The sequence below is a fragment of the Hymenobacter gummosus genome (genome assembly GCF_003970915.1).
Lineage (GTDB): Bacteria > Bacteroidota > Bacteroidia > Cytophagales > Hymenobacteraceae > Solirubrum > Solirubrum gummosum.
In genome coordinates this window covers 591,356-609,833 of record NZ_RXOF01000001.1, presented here as the reverse complement: position 1 = coordinate 609,833, position 18,478 = coordinate 591,356, and the positions used below count along the sequence as shown (strand labels likewise).

15 protein-coding genes are annotated in these 18,478 nt (G+C 63.8%); 4 read left to right on the top strand and 11 right to left on the bottom strand.

Annotation, left to right across the window (positions count from 1 at the left end):
- Nucleotides 1-181: 181 nt before the first annotated feature.
- Nucleotides 182-823 carry an exonuclease domain-containing protein gene (locus tag EJV47_RS02660; RefSeq protein ID WP_126691581.1) on the top strand — a complete coding sequence of 214 codons (642 nt, stop codon included), beginning with the start codon at nucleotides 182-184 and terminating at the stop codon, nucleotides 821-823.
- 76 nt (nucleotides 824-899) lie between these two features.
- Entirely contained in the window at nucleotides 900-1,538 is a 639-nt protein-coding gene (locus EJV47_RS02655) for a DUF1684 domain-containing protein (protein ID WP_126691580.1), read from the top strand.
- Nucleotides 1,539-1,720: 182 nt separating this feature from the next.
- On the opposite strand, the gene EJV47_RS02650 is transcribed toward EJV47_RS02655, so the two are convergent.
- The 3 genes from EJV47_RS02650 to EJV47_RS02640 all read right to left on the bottom strand — a co-directional run bounded on the left by EJV47_RS02650 (nucleotide 1,721) and on the right by EJV47_RS02640 (nucleotide 3,676).
- A complete protein-coding gene (locus EJV47_RS02650) occupies nucleotides 1,721-2,539 on the bottom strand; it encodes a TPM domain-containing protein (RefSeq protein ID WP_126691579.1) in 819 nt (272 codons plus the stop codon).
- Nucleotides 2,536-2,991 (bottom strand): TPM domain-containing protein, encoded by a 456-nt coding sequence (locus EJV47_RS02645; RefSeq protein WP_207895813.1) that lies wholly within the window; start codon nucleotides 2,989-2,991, stop codon nucleotides 2,536-2,538. Before EJV47_RS02645 ends, EJV47_RS02650 begins: the two co-directional genes overlap by 4 nt.
- A 106-nt stretch (nucleotides 2,992-3,097) precedes the next feature.
- The gene (locus EJV47_RS02640; protein ID WP_126691578.1) at nucleotides 3,098-3,676 is read right to left on the bottom strand and encodes a LemA family protein; all 579 of its coding nucleotides are present in this window, start codon (nucleotides 3,674-3,676) and stop codon (nucleotides 3,098-3,100) included.
- Between the two features lie 273 nt (nucleotides 3,677-3,949).
- Between EJV47_RS02640 and EJV47_RS02635 the strand changes: the two genes are divergently transcribed.
- A complete protein-coding gene (locus tag EJV47_RS02635; RefSeq protein ID WP_126691577.1) occupies nucleotides 3,950-4,963 on the top strand; it encodes a sugar phosphate nucleotidyltransferase in 1,014 nt (337 codons plus the stop codon).
- A 233-nt stretch (nucleotides 4,964-5,196) separates the two neighbouring features.
- On the opposite strand, the gene EJV47_RS02630 is transcribed toward EJV47_RS02635, so the two are convergent.
- The 8 genes from EJV47_RS02630 to EJV47_RS02595 all read right to left on the bottom strand — a co-directional run bounded on the left by EJV47_RS02630 (nucleotide 5,197) and on the right by EJV47_RS02595 (nucleotide 16,675).
- Nucleotides 5,197-5,658, bottom strand: coding sequence for a hypothetical protein (locus tag EJV47_RS02630; protein WP_126691576.1), 462 nt, complete (start codon nucleotides 5,656-5,658; stop codon nucleotides 5,197-5,199).
- Between the two features lie 250 nt (nucleotides 5,659-5,908).
- Nucleotides 5,909-6,577 carry a hypothetical protein gene (locus EJV47_RS02625; RefSeq protein WP_126691575.1) on the bottom strand — a complete coding sequence of 223 codons (669 nt, stop codon included), beginning with the start codon at nucleotides 6,575-6,577 and terminating at the stop codon, nucleotides 5,909-5,911.
- Nucleotides 6,578-6,585: 8 nt separating this feature from the next.
- The gene (locus EJV47_RS02620) at nucleotides 6,586-8,322 is read right to left on the bottom strand and encodes a hypothetical protein (protein ID WP_126691574.1); all 1,737 of its coding nucleotides are present in this window, start codon (nucleotides 8,320-8,322) and stop codon (nucleotides 6,586-6,588) included.
- A 21-nt stretch (nucleotides 8,323-8,343) separates the two neighbouring features.
- Complete coding sequence (locus tag EJV47_RS02615; RefSeq protein WP_126691573.1) at nucleotides 8,344-9,669, bottom strand: hypothetical protein; 1,326 nt, start codon at nucleotides 9,667-9,669, stop codon at nucleotides 8,344-8,346.
- Entirely contained in the window at nucleotides 9,669-13,157 is a 3,489-nt protein-coding gene (locus tag EJV47_RS02610; protein ID WP_126691572.1) for a hypothetical protein, read from the bottom strand. Before EJV47_RS02610 ends, EJV47_RS02615 begins: the two co-directional genes overlap by 1 nt.
- Before the next feature lie 43 nt (nucleotides 13,158-13,200).
- Entirely contained in the window at nucleotides 13,201-14,697 is a 1,497-nt protein-coding gene (locus EJV47_RS02605) for a hypothetical protein (protein WP_126691571.1), read from the bottom strand.
- A gap of 159 nt (nucleotides 14,698-14,856) precedes the next feature.
- Entirely contained in the window at nucleotides 14,857-15,267 is a 411-nt protein-coding gene (locus tag EJV47_RS02600) for a hypothetical protein (protein WP_126691570.1), read from the bottom strand.
- Between the two features lie 16 nt (nucleotides 15,268-15,283).
- Nucleotides 15,284-16,675, bottom strand: coding sequence for a hypothetical protein (locus EJV47_RS02595; protein ID WP_126691569.1), 1,392 nt, complete (start codon nucleotides 16,673-16,675; stop codon nucleotides 15,284-15,286).
- A 241-nt stretch (nucleotides 16,676-16,916) separates the two neighbouring features.
- Between EJV47_RS02595 and EJV47_RS02590 the strand changes: the two genes are divergently transcribed.
- Nucleotides 16,917-18,467: a hypothetical protein gene (locus EJV47_RS02590; protein WP_126691568.1), complete on the top strand. Its 1,551-nt coding sequence runs from the start codon at nucleotides 16,917-16,919 to the stop codon at nucleotides 18,465-18,467.
- Nucleotides 18,468-18,478 lie beyond the last annotated feature (11 nt).

The following is an 18,478-nucleotide window of genomic DNA, read 5'->3' as shown; positions in this document are numbered from 1 at the left end:
GCGGTGGCTGCGGCCCCCTGCAGTATGTTTACTGGACTGGTGGAGGGCGTTTTTGAGGGTAGTAAACAACTTTACCACTTGTGGAAAAGGCCGCATTGGTAAGCAGATTTACCAAAAAGCTGTAGGGGTTCAACAGCCGTGCGGCCAACACCTGAATGGCGCGGGCCGTAGGAATCAGCCTATGCGCTACGTTTCCCTCGACCTCGAAATGACCGGCAACCAGCCCGAGCGGCACCAGATTATCGAGCTGGCGGCCGTGGTGGAGGATACCAAGCGCCTGCGGCCGCTGGCGGAGCTGCCTACCTTCCGCCGGGCCGTGCGCCATGCCGAGTACGTGGGCACGGCCGGCGCCCTGGCCCTGAACGCGGGCCTGCTGCAGGAGCTGGCCGAGGCCGAACCGGACCAGCCCGACGTGTGCACGGCCGCCGAGCTGCTGCCCCAGCTGCGCGCGTGGCTGCTGCAGCAGGGCTTCCGGCCCGACAAGAAGGACCGCGTGGCCGTGACGTTGGCCGGCAAAAACATCGGTTCCTTCGACTTGCTGTTTCTGCGCCAGCTGCCCGGCTGGGGCACTCTGGTGCGCGCCGAGCCCGCCCTGCTGGACCCCGCCGCCTTCTATCTGAACTGGCACAAGGACTCCCGGCTGCCCACCATGAGCATCTGCAAGGCCCGCGCCCGGTTCGAGGACACTACCGTGGCTCACCAGGCCGTGGCCGACGCGCTGGACGTCGTGCGGCTGCTGCGGCCCTTCTACGCGCTGCCCGTGTACCAGCAGGTGACGCCGCCGGACGCCGCTGCCGCGCGGGGCCAAGCAGGCGAGCAGTAGCGCAGTTCCGTTTCGTGGCTGTGGCCGGGCCCTTGGGGCGGCGGTTCTTAGACCTTGACCGGCCGTAACTTGCGGCATGAACTCACTAATTTGTCGGGCCCTGACCGCCGGGGCTCTGGTGGCTGCATCGGTGCTGGCGGCCCCGGCCCAGGTGCTGCCCGCCCACCTGAGCGCCGCCGAGCACGCGCAGACGGTGCAGGCCTTCCAGCAGGAGCTGAACGCCGAGTACCGCGACCCGGCCCGCACCCCGCTGCCCGCCGACGCGCAGGCCACGTTCAAAGCCTTACCCTTCTTCCCCGCCGATTACCGCTACTACGTGGAAGCCCGGCTGCTGCGCGACTCCACCTCGGCGCCCTTCGTGATGAAAACCACCACGCCGCGCCAGGCCGTGTACCGCAAGTACGGGGAGCTGCACTTCACCCTGCTGGGTCAGGTGCTGAAACTCAACGTGTACGAAAGCCTGAACCTCAAGCAGAAGCCCGGCTACGAGGACTACCTCTTTTTACCCTTCACCGACCCTACCAACGGCCACGACTCCTACGGCGGCGGCCGCTACCTCGATTTGCGCGTGCCCAAGGGCCACACCATCTGGCTGGACTTCAACCGCGCCTACAATCCCTACTGCGCCTACAGCAGCCAGTATTCCTGCCCCATTCCGCCCGCCGAAAACCACCTGCCCGTCCCCATCCGCGCCGGCGTGCAGAGTGACCATTAGGTGAAATGGTGAGGTGGTGAAATGGTGAGTTGACGTTCAAGCGGCCCTGAATGCGCAAACGGCCCCGGTAACACTGGTTACCGGGGCCGTTTGGCATTCTTGATTTGGCAAGGCAGCTATTGGTGCGAATAGAGCCGCGTGAACGTCAAACTCACCATTTCACCACCTCACTATTTCACCGCTTACCAACTGCCCGAGGCGCCGCCGCCGCCGGAGGAGCCGCCGCCGAAGCCGCCAAAGCCTCCGCCGCCACCTCCACCGCCCCAGCCGCCTCCGCCGCCGAAGCCACCCCCGCCACCGAGGATGATGGGCGGGAAGAAGCCGCCGCCGAAGCCACCGCTGCGGCGTCCGCCGCCGCCCCGGCCGCCCCCGCGGCTGCGCAGAATCAGGAAGAGCACCAGCACCCCGATAACCACCCAGAACAGCCAGCCGCTGCCGCCGTCCTCGGAGTAGTCGGCCGAGGTACGCCGGCTGGGTTCGGCTTTGTACTCGCCGGCGGCCAGGGCAATGAGGCGGTCCACGGCCCCGTCGAGGCCGTCGTAGTACTGGTTGGCCTTGAAGGCCGGCACGACGACGTTTTCGATGATGCGCTTGGCCAGCACGTCGGGCACGGCGCCTTCCAGGCCGTAGCCGGTGTGGATGTTCACCTTGCGCTCCTGCTGGGCCACCAGAATGAGCAGGCCGTTGTCCTTGCCCTTCTGCCCGATGCCCCAGCTTTCAAACAGCCGCTGGGCGTAGTTGGCTATTTCGTCGTCGCCGATGGTGGGCACCGTCACGATGGCCAGCTGCGAGGATGTGCTGTCGTTGTAGGCCACCAGCTTCTGCTCCAGGGCCTGCTCCTGCTCGGGCGTCAGCAGGCCGGCCAGGTCGTTGACCAGGCGCGGGGGCGAGGGACGGGGCGGAATGCCCTGACCCCGCGCCGCGCCGGCCAGTAGCAGGCACAGCGTCAGCAGCCAGGCCAGGGGCAGGCGCAACGGCCGGAAAGTGGGGGAGAGGCTCATGGGCGCGGCGGTTTCGGGGCGCCGTAGGAAATGGAGTCGTCCAGTTCGTTCTGGTCGGTGGCCGCGTCGTAGGGGAAATAGCGGCGCAGCTGCTCACCGGCCAGCTGAATGCCCTGCTGCAGGCCCTGCACGTACTGCTGGCGGCGGAAGGAGTCGAGCACCAGCTCCTTGGTCCGCTCCCAGAAGTCGTCGGGCACGGCGGCGTTGATGCCCGCGTCGCCGATGACGGCGAACTGCCGCGTCTGCCAGGCTACGTAGAAAAGCACGCCGTTGCGCTGGGCCGTGCGGTGCATCCCGAGCTGACTGAACACCTGCGCCGCCCGGTCCATGGGCTCGGGCGTGGGGCAGTCGTCTTCCAGATGCACCCGGATTTCGCCCGAGGTAGCCAGCTCGGCCTGCCGGATGGCGGCCACGAGGTCGGCTTCCTGCTGGGGCGTAAGGGGGGAAATCATAAGGGTCTTGGGGGCTTAGGCGCTTGGGGTCTTGGGGGCTTAGGGTCTGGGTTGTTTTCGAACGTCAACCCAGACCCTAAGCCCCCAAGACCACAAGACCCTTTATCTAAAACTGAACCTGCGGGGCTTTCTGCGAGGCCGGGTCGGCCTCGAAGTAGGGTTTCTGCTGGAAGCCGAACATGCCCGCAAACAGGTTGTTGGGGAAGGAGCGGATGTAGGTGTTGTAGGCGTTGGTGGCGTCGTTGAACTTGTTGCGCTCCACGTTGATGCGGTTCTCGGTACCCTCAATCTGGGCCTGGAAATCCTGGAAGGCGCTGGTGGTTTTCAGCTCGGGGTAGTTTTCCTGCACGGCCAGCAAGCGGCCAATGCCCTGCGAAATCTGGCTCTGCGCGTCCTGGAATTTCTTCAGGTTTTCGGGCGTCAGCTGGTCGGGCGAGAGTTGGACGCTGGTGGCGGCGGCGCGGGCTTGCACCACTTCCTTGAGCGTGCCCTGCTCAAACTTGGCGCTGCCCTTGATGGTGTTGACCACGTTGTTGAACAGGTCGGTGCGGCGCTGGTAGGAGCTTTGCACCTTCGACCACTGCGACTTCACGTTCTGGTCCAGCTCGACCATGGTGTTGTAGCCGCACGAGGACTGCGAAATCAGTACCACCAGGCCGAAAAAGTAAAGGAGGAGGCGTTTCATGGGTTGTTTGGAGTAATGAGGGATGTGGATGAGAGAAGGCAGGCGGTTGGGGAACAAATGCCCGGCCGGCGGTTTATACGCCCGGACCGGCGCTGCAAAGTACGGATTCATGGCAGCGCGGTTATATACTACGCGCTCCAGCCGCGAATCCGTATTTTGCAGCGCAGGTTCTGTGATGCGTAGATGAGCACACGAGTAGATGACTGGATAAGGTAATTCGGCAGCTATTCATCCACTCATGCGCTCATCGACTTATCCACTCATCCTCCCTCCATGAAAGCCATCATCCCCGTTGCGGGCATTGGGTCGCGCCTGCGGCCGCACACCCACACCCAGCCCAAGTCGCTGGTGCCGGTGGCGGGCACGCCCATTCTGGGCCATATCATCGACCGGCTGGTGGCCGCGGGCATTCAGGACTTCGTGTTCATCGTCGGCTACCTGGGCGAGAAAATTGAGCGGTACGTGCGCCGCTGCTACCCGCACCTGCGCACGGATTTCGTGGTGCAGGAGCCGCGCGAAGGCATCGGCCACGCCCTGTGGCTGGCCCGCCACACCTTTCAGCACGAGCAGGAGCCCGTCCTCATCCAGCTCGGCGACACCATCGTCGACGTGGACCTGCGCGAGATTATCCGGCGCGAGGGCTCTGTGCTGGCCGTGAAGGAAGTGAAGACGCCCTCGGCCTTTGGGGTGGTGGAAACCGGCCCCGGTGGGCGCGTCACCAAGGCCGTCGAAAAGCCGCGCATCCCTAAGTCGAACTACGCCCTCGTCGGCCTGTACCGCATCGACAACCCGGCCTGGTTGGCCGCGGCCCTGGAGCGCATCATCGAGGAAGACCGGCGCACCTACCACGAGTTCTACCTCACCGACGCGCTCATGCTCATGATTGAGCAGGGCGCCGTGATGACCACCTGGACGGTGGACAGCTGGTTTGACTGTGGCCGTAAGGATACCCTGCTCGAAGCCAATGCCCGCCTGCTCAACCGCCCCGAGCACCTGCAGCCCGCCGAAGAGTACTCGTTTCCGAACACGGTCATCATCCCGCCCGTCAGCATTGCCCGCGACTGCGCCATCAGCAACAGCATCATTGGCCCGAACGTGGCCATCGGCGAGCGGACCATTATTCAGAATACCATTCTGAGCAACAGCATTATTGGCGCCTATTCCGAGCTGCGCTCGGCCGTTATGCACGACTGCATCGTCGGCTCCGACGCGTCGTTCCGCGGCCTCAACCACAGCCTCAACATCGGCGACAACACCGAAATCGACTACACTGTGACGGGGAGTTAGGGCGACGGTTCCGCCCGCTGTCATTGCGAGGAGGCACGACGAAGCAATCCTTCCTCCCGAGGCACGACGGGCCAACTGGCACAAAACCAAAGCAGCCGCGCCCGAAACCAGGTAGCTCAGGTTTTGGGCGCGGCTGCTTTGGGCCGTAGGTATTGTGTCGGCGGCACGTTGGTCAGGACCGATTGCTTCGTCGTTCCTCCTCGCAATGACTGCTACCTGAGCTGTTGACTGTATCAGGAAGCCAGCAGGCCGGGCTCCACGTCGGTTTCCCACTCGTGCTGCAGCACGGCGGCCACGGCGTCGGAGCCGGTGAGCCATTCGAGGGCCGGCACGGGGTCGGCGAAGAACTGCAGCATGCGCTGCAGCGCGTGGCCTACGGGCAGCAGGCCTTCGAGCACCATCAGGTTGTAGGGGTCGTCGGCCACCACGGCAATGCGGCGCACGTCGGTTTGGGCCAGGGTCGGGATGAACGTTTCTTCCAGCCAAAGCTGGTCTTCCACCGCCAGCGGGGCCGCGCTCAGCTCGATCAGCCAGTTGGTGGCGCGGTACTGCTGCGCCAGCTCCAGCAGCGACTCGTGCACGCTCTGAAACAAACTCAATCCCGCGAACCGCTCGACGCCGTTCCAGCGGTGGCGCAACAGGCCCCGGTCCCAGTCGTGCTGCACGCACACAAAATCACTGACGGTATAAATCATAGGGGGTGATGGTTGCCGCTCGGGTCAGAATGAATTGTACGAAGCCAATCCGGTATCGGATTGGCCGATAGAAGGGTGTTTTAGGACTCTGCTAGGTAATAAATTGGCGGTGCTACCTCCAGCGTGGTTTCGGTATTGGACAATAGTTCTTATATATTATTTCGATCATGTAGTAATAAAAACGATAATTATACTCTTCCGCCGACGCATCGGGCCTGCTTTGACTCGTCGGAAATCTTAGGCCGGACTACTACATGTCGCCCAGGGAGCCGATTTTGGGCTGGATCTGCACGATAAAGCGCTTGTTGCGCTGCTCGTTCTGGTAGCCCGTATAGCGGCCGGCGCCCCGGTAGCCGCTGCCACCGGGCACTACTTCCACGTTGGCCGGAAACTGAATGCCCGCCTCCTTCCACAGCGAAATAACCGCCAGGGCCCGGTTGTAGCTGAGCTGCCGGATGCTCTGCAGGTCGGCGTTGACGGGGTGCGAAGCGGGGTAGCGCGGGTCCATGGCCGCCCGGCCCTCAATCAGCACCAGGTACTGAATACCGTCGTTGGATTGCAGGCTCTGCATCTGCCGGGCCAGAAACCGGCCGGCCGCAATCAGGGGCTGCTGGTAACGGGCGGCCAGCTCGTACTTGCCGGCGGCAAACTCCACCTCGGAGTTCAGCTCGTAGCGCTTGTACTTCTCGTTGTACACGAAATAGCGCGGGTCTTCCAGCCGCTTCAGCGCCGCTTTGATCTGGTCCAGCTTCTTTTTCTCCTGCAGCTGCACTTCCAGCTTGGCGTTGGCCGCAATCAGGCTGGCCTGCTTGTCCTGAAACAGCTTGTAGCTCAGCACGAAGAGGACCAGCATGGTCAGGAACAGGGCCGTCATCAGGTCCACGTAGCTGGGCCAGAAAAAATCTTTGCTCTGTTTCACCGGCCGGGCTATTTAGTCGGGGGCAGCGGGGGCGTCTTCTTGCCCAGGATGGTGCGCTGAAACCAGTTGGGTTCGGTCAGGCGGGCCAAGATGGCGTTGGTGCGCTCCGTCTGCAGCAGCAGTTGCTCCTGAATGCGGCGGTTCTGCTCTAGGGGCTCCTGCAACGCCTGCAGGGCCTGGGTGCTGCGTCGGGCCTGTTCTTCCTGCAGGCGGTTCAGCTCTTTCTGCTGGGCCGGCAGCTGCTGGAAAGGGTTCAGGTACTCGGTGATTTTCTCGTAGATGTTATTGCTGTTAAGCTGTCGGAAGTGGGCGTCCCATTCAGCGTGGGCGGCCTGGGCCTGCGCTACAAACTCGTCCCGACGCTTTTCCAGCACCTGCCGCATCAGGGCAGCTTCCTCATTCAGGGCCTGGTCTACGCCTTGGTTTACCTTGTCCAGCGCCTGCCGGGTTTCCTTACCGATTTGTTGTAGCAGTTGGTGGTGTTCGTTGAAGAAATCGGCCTGCTGTCGGATGCTGCTGTTATGCTGCTCCAGATAGCCGGGCACTTGGTTAAGAGCTTTTTCTAAGCTGCTAAGCCGATCCAGCAGCGCTGAGACGGAATAAGCCGTCTGGGCGCCCTTCTCCACCGCCACGTTTAGCGCCTGCTGGTAGCCCAGAAATTTCTCGAAGGTAGCCGCACTCTGGTCCACGCGGTCGAACACCTTGATGGTGGCATTGGCCAGTTGGGTGTAGCCGATGGTCTGCAGCTTCTCCAGAAAATCTTTCTGAATGCTGATATTCTCGGTGATGCGGCCGATAAGTGGAGTGAACTCGGCAATCTTGGCGAAAAAGTCGCCCTGAATCTTGGCGAAGAAATCCTGGTTGAAGGCATCCAGCACGGCCCGCAGCTGGTTCAGGCCCTGCTGCATGTCCGAGTTGAGCTTAGGCAGCAGCGCCCTCTGCAGGAAGTTGTAGTAGTCGTTCTTGAGCCGGTCGCGGGTGGTGCGGGCCGACTTCAGCAGCTGGTTGCCAGCCAGGGTGAACCCCAGGCCGAACAGGCTGCCGATCATGGCAATGAGCACCCCGATCAAAAAGCGCTGAATGCCGTCGTTGCCGAAGCTGCTGGAGCCGGCGTAGAGCTTCTGGTGAAATTCTTCGGGGCTGGCCGCAAATCGGCTTTTCCGGTCGGCCAGGGCCGTGTACACGGCTTGTTCGTTGGCCGGGCTGCTGGTAACGAAGGCGTTGAACTCAGCGGGTGCGGCCGTCACGGGAATAGTGGCCGGTACCGATACCCGCAGGTTGCCGGTCAGGGTCTTCTGCACGTCGGCCAGTAGTTGGGTATCCGGGGCAGCGGGCGCGAACAGCAGGCTGAACAGCCCGAAAATAGCGCCCAGAAACGTGCCCAGCAGGCCCAGGTACAGCGGCGTGGAAATCTGCGCCTCGATTTCGGCGTCCAGCAGCTCCGCTTCGCGTTCCGAAATATCGCGCAGGGCATTAAAGTCGGCTGCCGCGCCTTTGTTGGCCCGCAGGTAGTCATTGGTGGCGGCCACGACTTTATCAAACTCCCTGGTCGGTTTTTCGACGGTTACCGCGTCGTACCGGCCGATAGAGTCTTCCGCCGCAATGCGCCCTACTAGGCCTAGTTGCTGCTTATCGGGATACATGGCTCGCACCCGCTGGATGAGCCCATAATTTTTGAAAAAAATAAACGCCTGCCAGCCAATAAGCGCCAGAATCAGGAATATTTCGATGTATTGTACAGCCATAGAGGAAAGGCAGCGGAATGATTAGCGGACGTGCAGGCGGGCTCGCGTAAGTACCTGCCAGCCCCCGGCTTGGCGCCGCAGTTGTCCCGGGGCGGCGGCGGCCACCGCGTTGATGCGGCCCGCGGGCATATCGTAGTCGAAGAACTGCTGTAGCCGACTCAGTCCGTCGCCGATGAGCATAGACTGGTCTACCTGCGGATTCAGGGTAAAGCTGGCCTGGTCGGGCGTGCGGGGATTTACCGTCATCATCAGAGCCAGCTGGGGCAGCGGCGTTTCTACAAACTTACGCTCCTCCACGAACGGCATTTCCTGCACGGGGCCGTACAGCGTCGTGGTTGGTTGCGGGGCAGCGGGGGCGGGTACCGGCTCCGGCGGGGCAGCGTCTGTTATCAGGTTTTGTGACGTGTTGACTGATGCTGTAATGTCCGGCATAGCCGGGAAAGCTAACGGCGCCTGTAGCTCGGCCAGTTGTTGTTCAAGGTTGCGCTTGTCTTTAGTCAGCTGTTGTACTTCTCTGCTGAGTAAATTTTTATCCCCCTTCAACTGCTGGATTTCTCGCTTTAATTTCTTGAGGTCGGATGGATGCATTTCATCAGATGTTTCAGAGACTGTAGGCGCATTTTTAGAAGATTTGGATGAACCTCTGGGTTTGCCAAGTAGTACCCGGTAGCCCACTACCCCCAATATGCCACCTGCTGCCAGCAGCAAGGTGCTGAAAACCGGGAGAGGAAGCCCAAGCGGAGTGATGTACGTGGTAATATATTGTGGCTCGGCAGGCGGCGGCGGTTCAGCTGCGCCCGGACCTGTGCCATTTACTGCATCCGCCGCGTCCGAATCGATTTTGGAAGGATGGCCAGTAGCAGTTTGGGTAGCTGCGGCCGGCAAATATGACCGCAAATCCTGTCGCAGCGAATCCAGCTTAGCGCCCTTAATCTGCGCTAGGCGCTTGATATTACCCGGTTTGCTCTGCTCTTTTTCTACGGTATGCAGAATGGCTTGAGCCACCTGGGCCGGGGTTCCTGTAGAGGCACCGTTGCGAATCCGCATGCTGTCCACCACAATGCCTTTCAGCATGCTCAAGCCAGATTTTTCGGCCAATTCCTTGCCGGATTTGGTTGACAGCCATTCGTCAAAATCGTCGGCGGTGCGCAGTTGAGGAAGCTGGTTCTGCGGCAGACGGGGGGCTACCCGCCACAGATGTTTCGCGGTAGCAGCCCATATCCTGCCTTTTGCGGCGCGCTCATCTGTCGGCCCGACAGGTGGGCTGCCCTGTCCGGCGGCGTAACTGCTCAGGCTCAGCAGGACGGCCAGGCCCAGCAGGCGGCCGGGGTAGTGTCGTACTGGCATCACGCGGACTTCTGAACGGATTGGTGCAGCTTCTGCGACAGCACGTAGAGCGTGTGCTTGAGCGGCATGAAAAACAGCGTTTCGGGGATGGTTTCCCCGTCGGGCAGAGTATAGGTGTAGTACTGCCGGCTCAGGGTAAACGAGTCGGCTGTGGCGGCCAATGCTTCCTGCAGCACAAAGTTCGGCGGGTTTTTCAGGCCCAGATTCTGTTGGGCGGCTTGCAGTTCCGGGTCAGTCAGCAGCAGCGTCAGGCAGTCGTGCACGTTCTGGAGTACCGCCTGCTTTACGGCCTCCGTAACCTCCGAGGGGTGCAGAGGGCGCAGTTCGGCCGGCTCGGTGCCGCCGGTACCCACGGGGCAGAGCACCGGAGGGGCTTCGGCCGTATCGTCGGTGCCGAGGCCGGTGGCCAGTACGCCCCCGTTGGCCGTGGTCTGCTTGGGGTCGTCGGCCAGCAGAATGCTGAAGCTGGCAGGTACCTCGGCGCCGGTAGTGCGGGCCAGCACCACGCGGGCCACCTGCTCCAGGGGCCGCAACGAGCCCGGGCACAGCAGGCGCAGGTACATCGAGCCCCGACCGGTGAAGCACAGGTAGCGGGGCGGGGCTAGGCCGCGCAGCTTGGTTAGCTGGCCCAGGTGGTACACGATGGCGCCAAAATGCAGGTAGAACAGTACCAGCAGGTGGTTGGCGTGCAGCAGCCGTTCGCCGAACTGTAGCTCGGCTTCGTAGTTGAAGAGCAGGCTGGCCACTTCCGCCGAACCAAACGCGGAGTTATCGACCACGGCCTTCAGGTATTTGCGGGCCTGCTCGGCGGCGCGCGTCGTGGGGGCGGGACTGGCCGCGAGGCTTTCGAGCCCGAAGCGTACCAGGCCGTTGTCTTTACCGCCGCGCACATCGGTGGCCCCGTCACCCCACAGGTCGTTGCCGGCAAAGCGGAACGACGTGCTAAACACCGGGTGAGGCTTCTGATTAGGGAAGCTGCCGGGCACGTTGGCGTACAGCAGCACGTCGCTGGTACCGCCACCGATGTCGATAAACGCGGCGCTTTCGTTGTGCTCCAGCAGCACCTGCCGGCGCACGCCCTGCTGCATGGTGCCGTTGCGGGTGAGGTAGAAATACGGCGCCGACGACTCCGGCATGTACACCGTGCGCTTGGTGGAGCGAAAAATTTCGGCGAACAGCTTGTTCCACAGGTTCTCGTACAGGCTGAGGGCCCGGACCGGGAAGCTGATGGGGGCAAACCACACCACCGTGGTGGTGGCCAAATTGCCGCCATGTACCGCCGCCTTATATTTGAACAGCAGCAGCATCTCGCGGAAAAACAATTGCACCCGGTGGCGCGCTGCTTCATCCACGCCGGCCCATTTCAGGTTGGTGTGGTAGGTGTCGATGGGTTGTTCTTCGGTGTTGAGCCCGAAGCCCACGTTGAGGTTGGCCAGCAGCTGGGGCGTTTCCACCGAAAAGCGGGCCGACTCACTCGTGGCGGTCCGAATCGGGAACTGGTAGGGCGAGCCAGCCGCCCCGATAAACGCCGGGATAAACTCGCGTTGCTGGTACAGCTGCCAGCGCTTGATGCCCACGCCGCTACCGGGGTCGTCCTCGATGCCGCGGTAAAGCTGGTCGTAGGGCGCGAAGTCGAGGCCGCTGGCAGGCTTTTTCAGCAGGGCTACCGGGGTGTCGTCCGGGCCGAAATGCAGCGGCTGCGGCGGTTGGTTCGGGCCGTCGTTGTAGGCTACGTGGGTATTGGTGGTACCGAAGTCGATGGCAAAGCGAAACTCTTTGGTCCCCTGCCGGACCTCGCGCCACTTAGGCACCAGCAAGGCGCGGCCATCGACCGGGCCAGGGCTGATGACTTGGGCATAGTCGAAAGCCGTGCCGTTGATTTCGTAGTAGGTGCTGCCTTCGTCGGACGCGGTTTTGAGCGTGCGCCGATAGGGCTTGGCGCTGCGTTCCACGCCGGTTTCCGGTACCGGCTGGCCATTCACACCAAAACGCAACTCTACCGGCCTGTTTACTTGGGTTGCGCCGGTGTTGGCATCCACCAGCATTACCCGGTAAAAATCGTTGAACTGCGGCGCGTCCTCGATCTTCATGAACGGGAACACCGACACCCCGATGTTGGTCACCAGCAGACGGCCCAGGCCCTCGGTGCGCGGATTGGGGTAGTAAGCCCGCTCGTAGTCCACGGTGAAGCCGCCACTGACGGGGATGCGCAGGCGCACCCGCACGCAGGCCGGGTCCAGCTCCAGCGTGAGTTGGGTGGCTAGGTCTTGCGGAGTGAAGTAATCGAAATACTGGGGCGTGACGGGCAGCAGGGGCCAGCAGGTGGGCTTGTACCCGGGCGCCACTTTCAGCTCGCCGGTTACGAAGCGCGAATCGTCCACCTCGTAGGGCACCGTCAGCAGGGTTTCTTCCAGCAGGTCGTTGAGCGTGAGGTAGGGGTAGGTCAGCTCCGGGCCCGGCAGGGTGCGGTCGGAAAGGGCGCGGGCATCGGCGGCGGGCACTTTGCTGCCGCTGTCGGCCAGCTGCGAGTTGTTATAGTACAGCTTGCCGGGCATCTGCAGGCCAGGGCGCAGCACCAATGGCAACGGCGTGGGCATTGGCCAGCCGGCGCCGGGCAGGCGCGTGGGCTGAATCGTGAAGTCGGAGCTGCGGACGGTGTTTTGGTCAGGGCGCACGCGCACGGCCACGCCGGCCACGCTCACGGGGTTGCGGCTTTGATCGAGCAGGGGCAGGTACTGGGCCAGCTGTGCGGCCCCCTCGAAGGCCCAGAGGTTTAATCGGTCCCGGTCGAGGGCGCGGTACACGGCCGGGGCCAGGTTTCGCAACTGCTCTTCGGCTACAAACTGCTGGTACACATAATTCTGGAACGCCTGCTCGCGCTGGGCCAGTGCCACGTAGCGGCCATCGAAGTAATGGCCACCGCCTTCGGGGCGCTGCACGGGCAGCGGGCGCAGGGCCGGGTGCGGGAAAAACACCGTCAGCGGCGAGGTGCCGCCCAGCAGCTGGGGCGGCTCGGTGGCGGTGGCGCCGGGAAAGTACAGCAGGTGCAGCTCATCGGCCCGGGCAAAGCGTGGGTCGCTCAGGTACAGCTCCAGCGCCTGGGCCAGCGCCTGGGTACTGGGGCGGGCTTTCAGGGCGTTCAGCTCGGTGGTGCGGTTCCAGGGGCGCACGACGAGCTGGCGCAGCTTCTGCTGGTGGTAGTTGAACACCAGTTCCCACAGGTCCCAGAACTGACTCACCAGCCGGTGGTGCACCGTGTCGGTGCCATCGGCGGGGCTGGCCGTGCGCACGTAGTCCAAGGCCGTTTCCACCAAGTGCATCCGGGCAAAGGGCGAGGGAATGGCCACGGCCACGCGTTCGGCCTTCGCCCCGTCGGGGTCTTGGATGCCGTTGGGGCCTTCGATTTCGTTGGGTCCGAGTTTGCCGGTCGGGTACCAGCCTTCGTGAGTAGCCGGGCCGATGCCGTGCAGGCGCAGTATCTTAGCCATGAATAGGAATGGTCGGAGAAGTTAAAAAAGCCACGGGCGTTGTTTAGCTGTACTGCAGCTTATCCGCCACCACTTTCTCGGTGGCCACGTCGAATGCTTCCACCAGCCAGCGCAGGGCGCGGGCCGCGTCGGGGTTTTCCAGGCTCTTGGTTCCGCTCACGGCCTTGTCCAGCTCAGTGCGCAACACTTGGTCGGTCAGGCCGCTGTTGAGGAAGCCGGTCTTGATGGGCTTATCTTTTACCATGTGGTTGAAGTCAGTTTCGTCGGCCAGTAGCGCGCCGAATTTCCGCTCGTTCACGCCCAGCTCGCGCAGCCACTGGTCGTACTCGCCGAAGAAGCTAGTTAGGTCGGCCAGGGGGCCGGCGTTGGCGGGCAGGTGGCGGCCCAGCTGCCCTACGCGGAACAGGGGCGTATCCTTCTTGGCCAGCAGGTGCTGCTGGAAGTAGCGGGCGAAGTAGTGGAAGCGAATCATGGGGCGGGCCACCGACTGGCGCAGCTCCGGCGGGAGCTGGCTGAAATCGAAGAGGGTACTGCTGGCGGCCGCGCTGCCGAGCCCGAACTCGTGGTAGGCTGGGTTGCGGCGGTCGAGCTGGGCGGCGGGCTGTTCGAGGAAATGCGGAATAGCCAGGGCACCCAGCAGTTCCAGCAGGTGAGCCTGGTTGCGCTGCTCCGAGCGGCCGGGGTTGTTGGGCAGGGGCTGGCCGGCCTGGTCGCCCAGGTAGTATAGCGCCTCCAGCCCGTCAAGGTGGTTGGCGTAGTAGCTGAGCGCGGTTTTGGTTTTGGTGATGAAGGTATTGGAGTCAATGAAGTCCCGGCCTTCAGCCCGCTCCTGCGGCGTGGGCTGCTGGAGCTTGAAGTAAGGCAGCATCACCAGCGCGCCGGCTTTTACCTGCCCGCGCACGTTGTGCTGGGGCAGCGGGCCATCGGGGTTGCGCAGGTTCTTCACCAGCAGCGGGAAGCCTGCCGCCCCGGTGCCGCCGAAGATGCTGCTGATGAAAAACACCCGGTCATTGGCGTTGAGCGTCTGGGCCAGGTAGGTCATTTCGGGCGCCTGCACCAGTGAGTTCAGCACCACGCTGCCCACGTTGGGCGAGCCGCGGAAACCCAGGTCCAGGTTGGCGTCGAGGCTATCGGGCGTAAACAGCAGGTCGAGCAGGCCGCGTGTTTCCACCGACGCGTCGCCGTAGCGGATGTAGTCGCGGAACGACTGGTTGATACCGCCGAAGTCATACACGAACGAATCGGCCAGCTGTACGCCGCCGCCCTCGTTGAGCTGGGCCAGCGTGGAGAGGGACTGCCCGAAGAAGCCCGGTCCGCGCGGGTGCTGGCCGTCCTGGTGCAAGGCTTGGTGGATGCGGGCGTAGCGCTTGAGCAGGTCCACGGTGCGCGTCACGTCGCCGTTCTGAGTATCGGGGTCCACCAGCACGGGCACCACCTGCTCGCAGTCGGGCAAACGCAGGCCGGCCGCCAGCAGCATGGTAAGGGAGCGGAGCACACGGGCGCCGGTGCCGCCTACGGCGAAGATGAAAAGACGAGCCATGAATCGGATTCGGGGAAAAGCAGAAAAAAATGGACGGCCACCGCACCTGGGCCGTGCGTCAAGTGTCGCGGGCTCGGGCACGGTGGTCGATGAGTACCCGGCCGCGTCGGCCAAGCGGAATGCTTCGGCAGCGTCGCAGCCCGGCGGACTGTCAGCAGGCTAAAACGGGGTGCGGCGGGCGTGGTGGGAACCCCATTTCAGGGCCAGCGAGAACAGCACGTACCACAGCACAGCCACCAGCGTATTGGCCACGATAAAGTAGCGCATGTACGCATCGGCCCCGGCCTGCTGGCCGGTGCTCACGCGCCAGGCAATGAGGGCACCCAGGCCCGCCACCAGCAGCAGCACCAGCAGCCAGTGCAGCGGGCGGTACAGGCCCAGGTGCGTCAGCCGGGGCGCCAGGTGATTGAACAGGTAATAAAAAACCAGCACCAGGCCCAGCGCCGTGAGCAGCGTGTAAAAGCCCGTGTCGTTGAAGATGCCGGCCTTGTACTGGCCAAAGAAGGGCGTTTTGCGGTCATAGAGCAGCCCGACGAAGAACGTGTATAGGCTGTTGAAGAACTGCTGCATAAAGTGCGGAGAAGGGTTAATCGTCGTTGGAGAGAGTGAAAGCGGCGGTAAACACCGGCGGCAGCTGCGGCGGAAAGGCGTCGCGCAGGCCAGTCATGATTTCGGTGAGGCGATAGGTGCGGGGCGTCGGGCCGGGCTGGTTGTCGTCGTCGGTGCTCCACTGGGCCACCCAGGCTGGCACGCCGGGAGCCGGCAGGCTAATGGAGAGCCGGCCACCGGCTTTGGGCAGGGCCGTGAGGCGCAGACGCAGCACGTGGCTGTAATTGGGCAGGGCCGCTACGCCGCTCAGCGCCTGCACCGAGTTTTTCACGAGACGAACCTCGCCCCCTGGTAGGGCTACTTGCAGGTTCTGGCTCAGGAACTTCGGGTCGCGCCAGGCGGCCGGCAGCTGGCGCAGGTCCAGCGCCACGGCAAAGTTCACGGTGTCCTTAACGTCCGCCATGTCCAGACTGGTACTTACGCTGCCTTGAGAAAACGATACGGAGCCGCCTTGGCGTGGTCCCAGCGGGCTGCCGGGCGGTACCTGCGTGAGCACGGCCGCGTAGGGCACCTTCGGAAAGCGCAGGCCGAAATACGCCTGCTGCGTCTGCGGACCGGGCGCGGGCATTACCTCGTTCACGTAGCGCCCCACGGCCGCCGCTGGCCCGACAACCCAGATGTAATAGGGCAGCTTGCCATTGGTGAGCGTCACTTTTTCGCGGCCCTTCTTTTTTACGGCCGGGTGAAAAGAGCCCCGGAAGGCGGAAGTTTCGCCCAGAACGGCCACCGCCAGCTGTTTCTTGGAAACGCTCGTGGCCAGCGCGTCGGTTATCAGCACGGGCATCTGGCCCGACATGGCCTTGTTCTCGGGGCCATAGACGAAGTCCGACACGATAACGTTGACTCTACCGGCGGCATTGGGCTGGGCCAGAATGTTTTCCAGCATACTAGGTAGCTCGGTGCCCAGCGCTGCCTCGTGGGTGTCGCCCTGCACCACGCTACGGAAGTGGTTGTAATCGGTGGCGGTGGGCGTTTCCTTCAGGGCCAGCAGAAACTGCGCGTCGTTGACGGCCGGGCTGCTGCGCGTGCGCGAGGCCAGCTGGCTGACGCGCTCCTGAAACTCGGTGGGCCTAGTGGCGGGTGTGTTGACGGGCATAAAGCCCTTCATGCCGCCCGACAGCTCCAGGAACATACTTACGTTCAGCGGCGTCGCGGCGGCTGGTGCGGTGGATTTGGCGGCTGGAGCGGCGGCCGGGGCGGTAGCCTCTTCCGTGGCGGCGGCTTTTTCGGTAGCGGTGGTTTCGCCGCCGCAGCTGGCCGCGGTCAGCAGCACGGCACCGTACAGCAGGTGGCGCAGGCGCAGCGGCCAGCCAGAGGAGGGAGCGGACAGGATGGCGGCGCGGCGGCGCGGGTCGGTAGTCAGGGGCATTGGATCAGCTAGACCTTAATGCGGCCTAGTTACAAAGAAAGACCGGTTCGGGCTACGGGGCCGGGGCGGCGAATGGCGAATTTTTCGTTCGGCTACGTAGGCGCCGGGGCAGTTGTTGTCGGGCCGCCGCGTGCGGGTGGTTGGGCAAAAACGGGTAGCTTAGCCCGGTTTGTCGGCCAAAGCACCCTGCCGGACCGCTCTGGCCACCGCCCACCCCACGCCCTCTCTCACTCCTGATTGCATGAGGATTGTCCCCCGCCTCGCCGCCCTGCTGACGGGCCTGCTGCTGACTACTACCGCCGCGACCTGGGCCCAGACGGTGCCCGGCCAGGCCACGCTGGAAGAAAAAAAAGTCCAGATCTGGTGCGCCACCGTGCGCTTCGTGTACAACGACAACGGCCGCGCCAACCTGAACAACAAGCTGCGCTGCGACGGCACGCTCAAAGCCTTCGAAAACAGCATCCGCGCCGACAGCCAGCGCGTGTACTCCTTGGTATATCAGCCGCTGGAAGGCCGGGGCGTGATGTACCAGGGACTGGGCACCGATCAGTCCCGGCTGCAGCGGCTCAGCGCCGAAATCGTGAAGAAGCTTGGTGGCTCGGCGGCCCGGCGTAAGAGTCCGGCCCGCATGGCCCAGCTCAAGCGCCTGGAAGACGCCCTGTCGGCCTACGTGGGCCAGGGTACGCCCATCCCCGGCGACATCGGGCAGGTAAACGCCGAAAGTGAAGTGGCCTTCGACTCCACCGCTACGGAAACCCCGGAGGTGGTGCCGACGCCCGAGGCCGAAGAAGCCGACAACGCCACCCCGGTAGTGGCCGGGGCCGCCGAAAGCCCGATGACCAGGCTTTTCGGCCCCATCGCGCTGATTTTGTCGCTCTTGAGCCTGGTGCTCTGGTGGCTGGAGCGGCGGGTGCTGCGCAGCCACATCAGCGAATTGCGCAGCAGCAGCAGCCGGCACCGCACCGAGCTGGACTCGATGAAGGGCACCGGCCCCCCCGCCCAGGAAGCGCCCGCCGAGCTGACGTTCAGCCAGCGCAAGCAGGTGGAGGACCTGGTGGAGCGGCTGGTGCAGCAGCGCCTGGCCGAGCTGCAGCCCCACGGCCGGGCCGCCGCCGAAGCCGCACCGGCTATGCCCACGGTGGCGCCCGTAACGCCAGTTGCGCCGCTCATAACCCCGTCGCCCGCAGCGGTAGCGCCGCCTGCGTCATTCCACGATAGTGGGGCGCCGGCTGTGCCATCCGGTACTGCCTCGGCCGCGCCGCCCGTAGCGCCGGTGACTCCGCCCCTGCCGTCGTCGTTCCACGATAGTGGTCCTACGACTTCGAGTCGTAGGACCACTCCGCCCGTCGCCGAGGTATCCGCCCTGCCCGCCGTTATGCCGGCCGCGCCGGCGCGGGAGTCGGACCGCCTGGTGCCATCGGTGACGCTGCCGCAGGACGAGGCGCCGGTGGCGCCGCACCTCGAGCCGCAGCCGCTGGGGCATTTCTACGCCGAGATGCCCGTGGATGGAGGCTTTGCCGCGGAGGCGCTGACGACCCTGGCCCGGCCCGACAGCATCTACGAAATCACGCCCGACCCCTTGCAGCCCGACGTGGCCTCGTTCCGGCTCAACGACGACCCGCAGGTGCAGGAGTACATCCTGCAGAGCACCACGGACGTGCTGTCGGAAGCCTGCCGCTATCAGGTGCCCGGCGGGCCGGCTACGCGCATCATCACGGAGGCGCCGGGGCGGCTGCGCAAGGATGGAAACGTCTGGCAGATCGAGCAGCTGGCCCGCATCCGCTTCGAGTAGCTGCCGGGACT

Coding starts and splice junctions, on each gene's coding strand:
- EJV47_RS02660 (WP_126691581.1), top strand. CDS start 182: ATGCGCTACGTTTCCCTCGACCTCGAAATGACCGGCAACCAGCCCGAG.
- EJV47_RS02655 (WP_126691580.1), top strand. CDS start 900: ATGAACTCACTAATTTGTCGGGCCCTGACCGCCGGGGCTCTGGTGGCT.
- EJV47_RS02650 (WP_126691579.1), bottom strand. CDS start 2,539: ATGAGCCTCTCCCCCACTTTCCGGCCGTTGCGCCTGCCCCTGGCCTGG.
- EJV47_RS02645 (WP_207895813.1), bottom strand. CDS start 2,991: ATGATTTCCCCCCTTACGCCCCAGCAGGAAGCCGACCTCGTGGCCGCC.
- EJV47_RS02640 (WP_126691578.1), bottom strand. CDS start 3,676: ATGAAACGCCTCCTCCTTTACTTTTTCGGCCTGGTGGTACTGATTTCG.
- EJV47_RS02635 (WP_126691577.1), top strand. CDS start 3,950: ATGAAAGCCATCATCCCCGTTGCGGGCATTGGGTCGCGCCTGCGGCCG.
- EJV47_RS02630 (WP_126691576.1), bottom strand. CDS start 5,658: ATGATTTATACCGTCAGTGATTTTGTGTGCGTGCAGCACGACTGGGAC.
- EJV47_RS02620 (WP_126691574.1), bottom strand. CDS start 8,322: ATGGCTGTACAATACATCGAAATATTCCTGATTCTGGCGCTTATTGGC.
- EJV47_RS02615 (WP_126691573.1), bottom strand. CDS start 9,669: ATGCCAGTACGACACTACCCCGGCCGCCTGCTGGGCCTGGCCGTCCTG.
- EJV47_RS02610 (WP_126691572.1), bottom strand. CDS start 13,157: ATGGCTAAGATACTGCGCCTGCACGGCATCGGCCCGGCTACTCACGAA.
- EJV47_RS02605 (WP_126691571.1), bottom strand. CDS start 14,697: ATGGCTCGTCTTTTCATCTTCGCCGTAGGCGGCACCGGCGCCCGTGTG.
- EJV47_RS02600 (WP_126691570.1), bottom strand. CDS start 15,267: ATGCAGCAGTTCTTCAACAGCCTATACACGTTCTTCGTCGGGCTGCTC.
- EJV47_RS02595 (WP_126691569.1), bottom strand. CDS start 16,675: ATGCCCCTGACTACCGACCCGCGCCGCCGCGCCGCCATCCTGTCCGCT.
- EJV47_RS02590 (WP_126691568.1), top strand. CDS start 16,917: ATGAGGATTGTCCCCCGCCTCGCCGCCCTGCTGACGGGCCTGCTGCTG.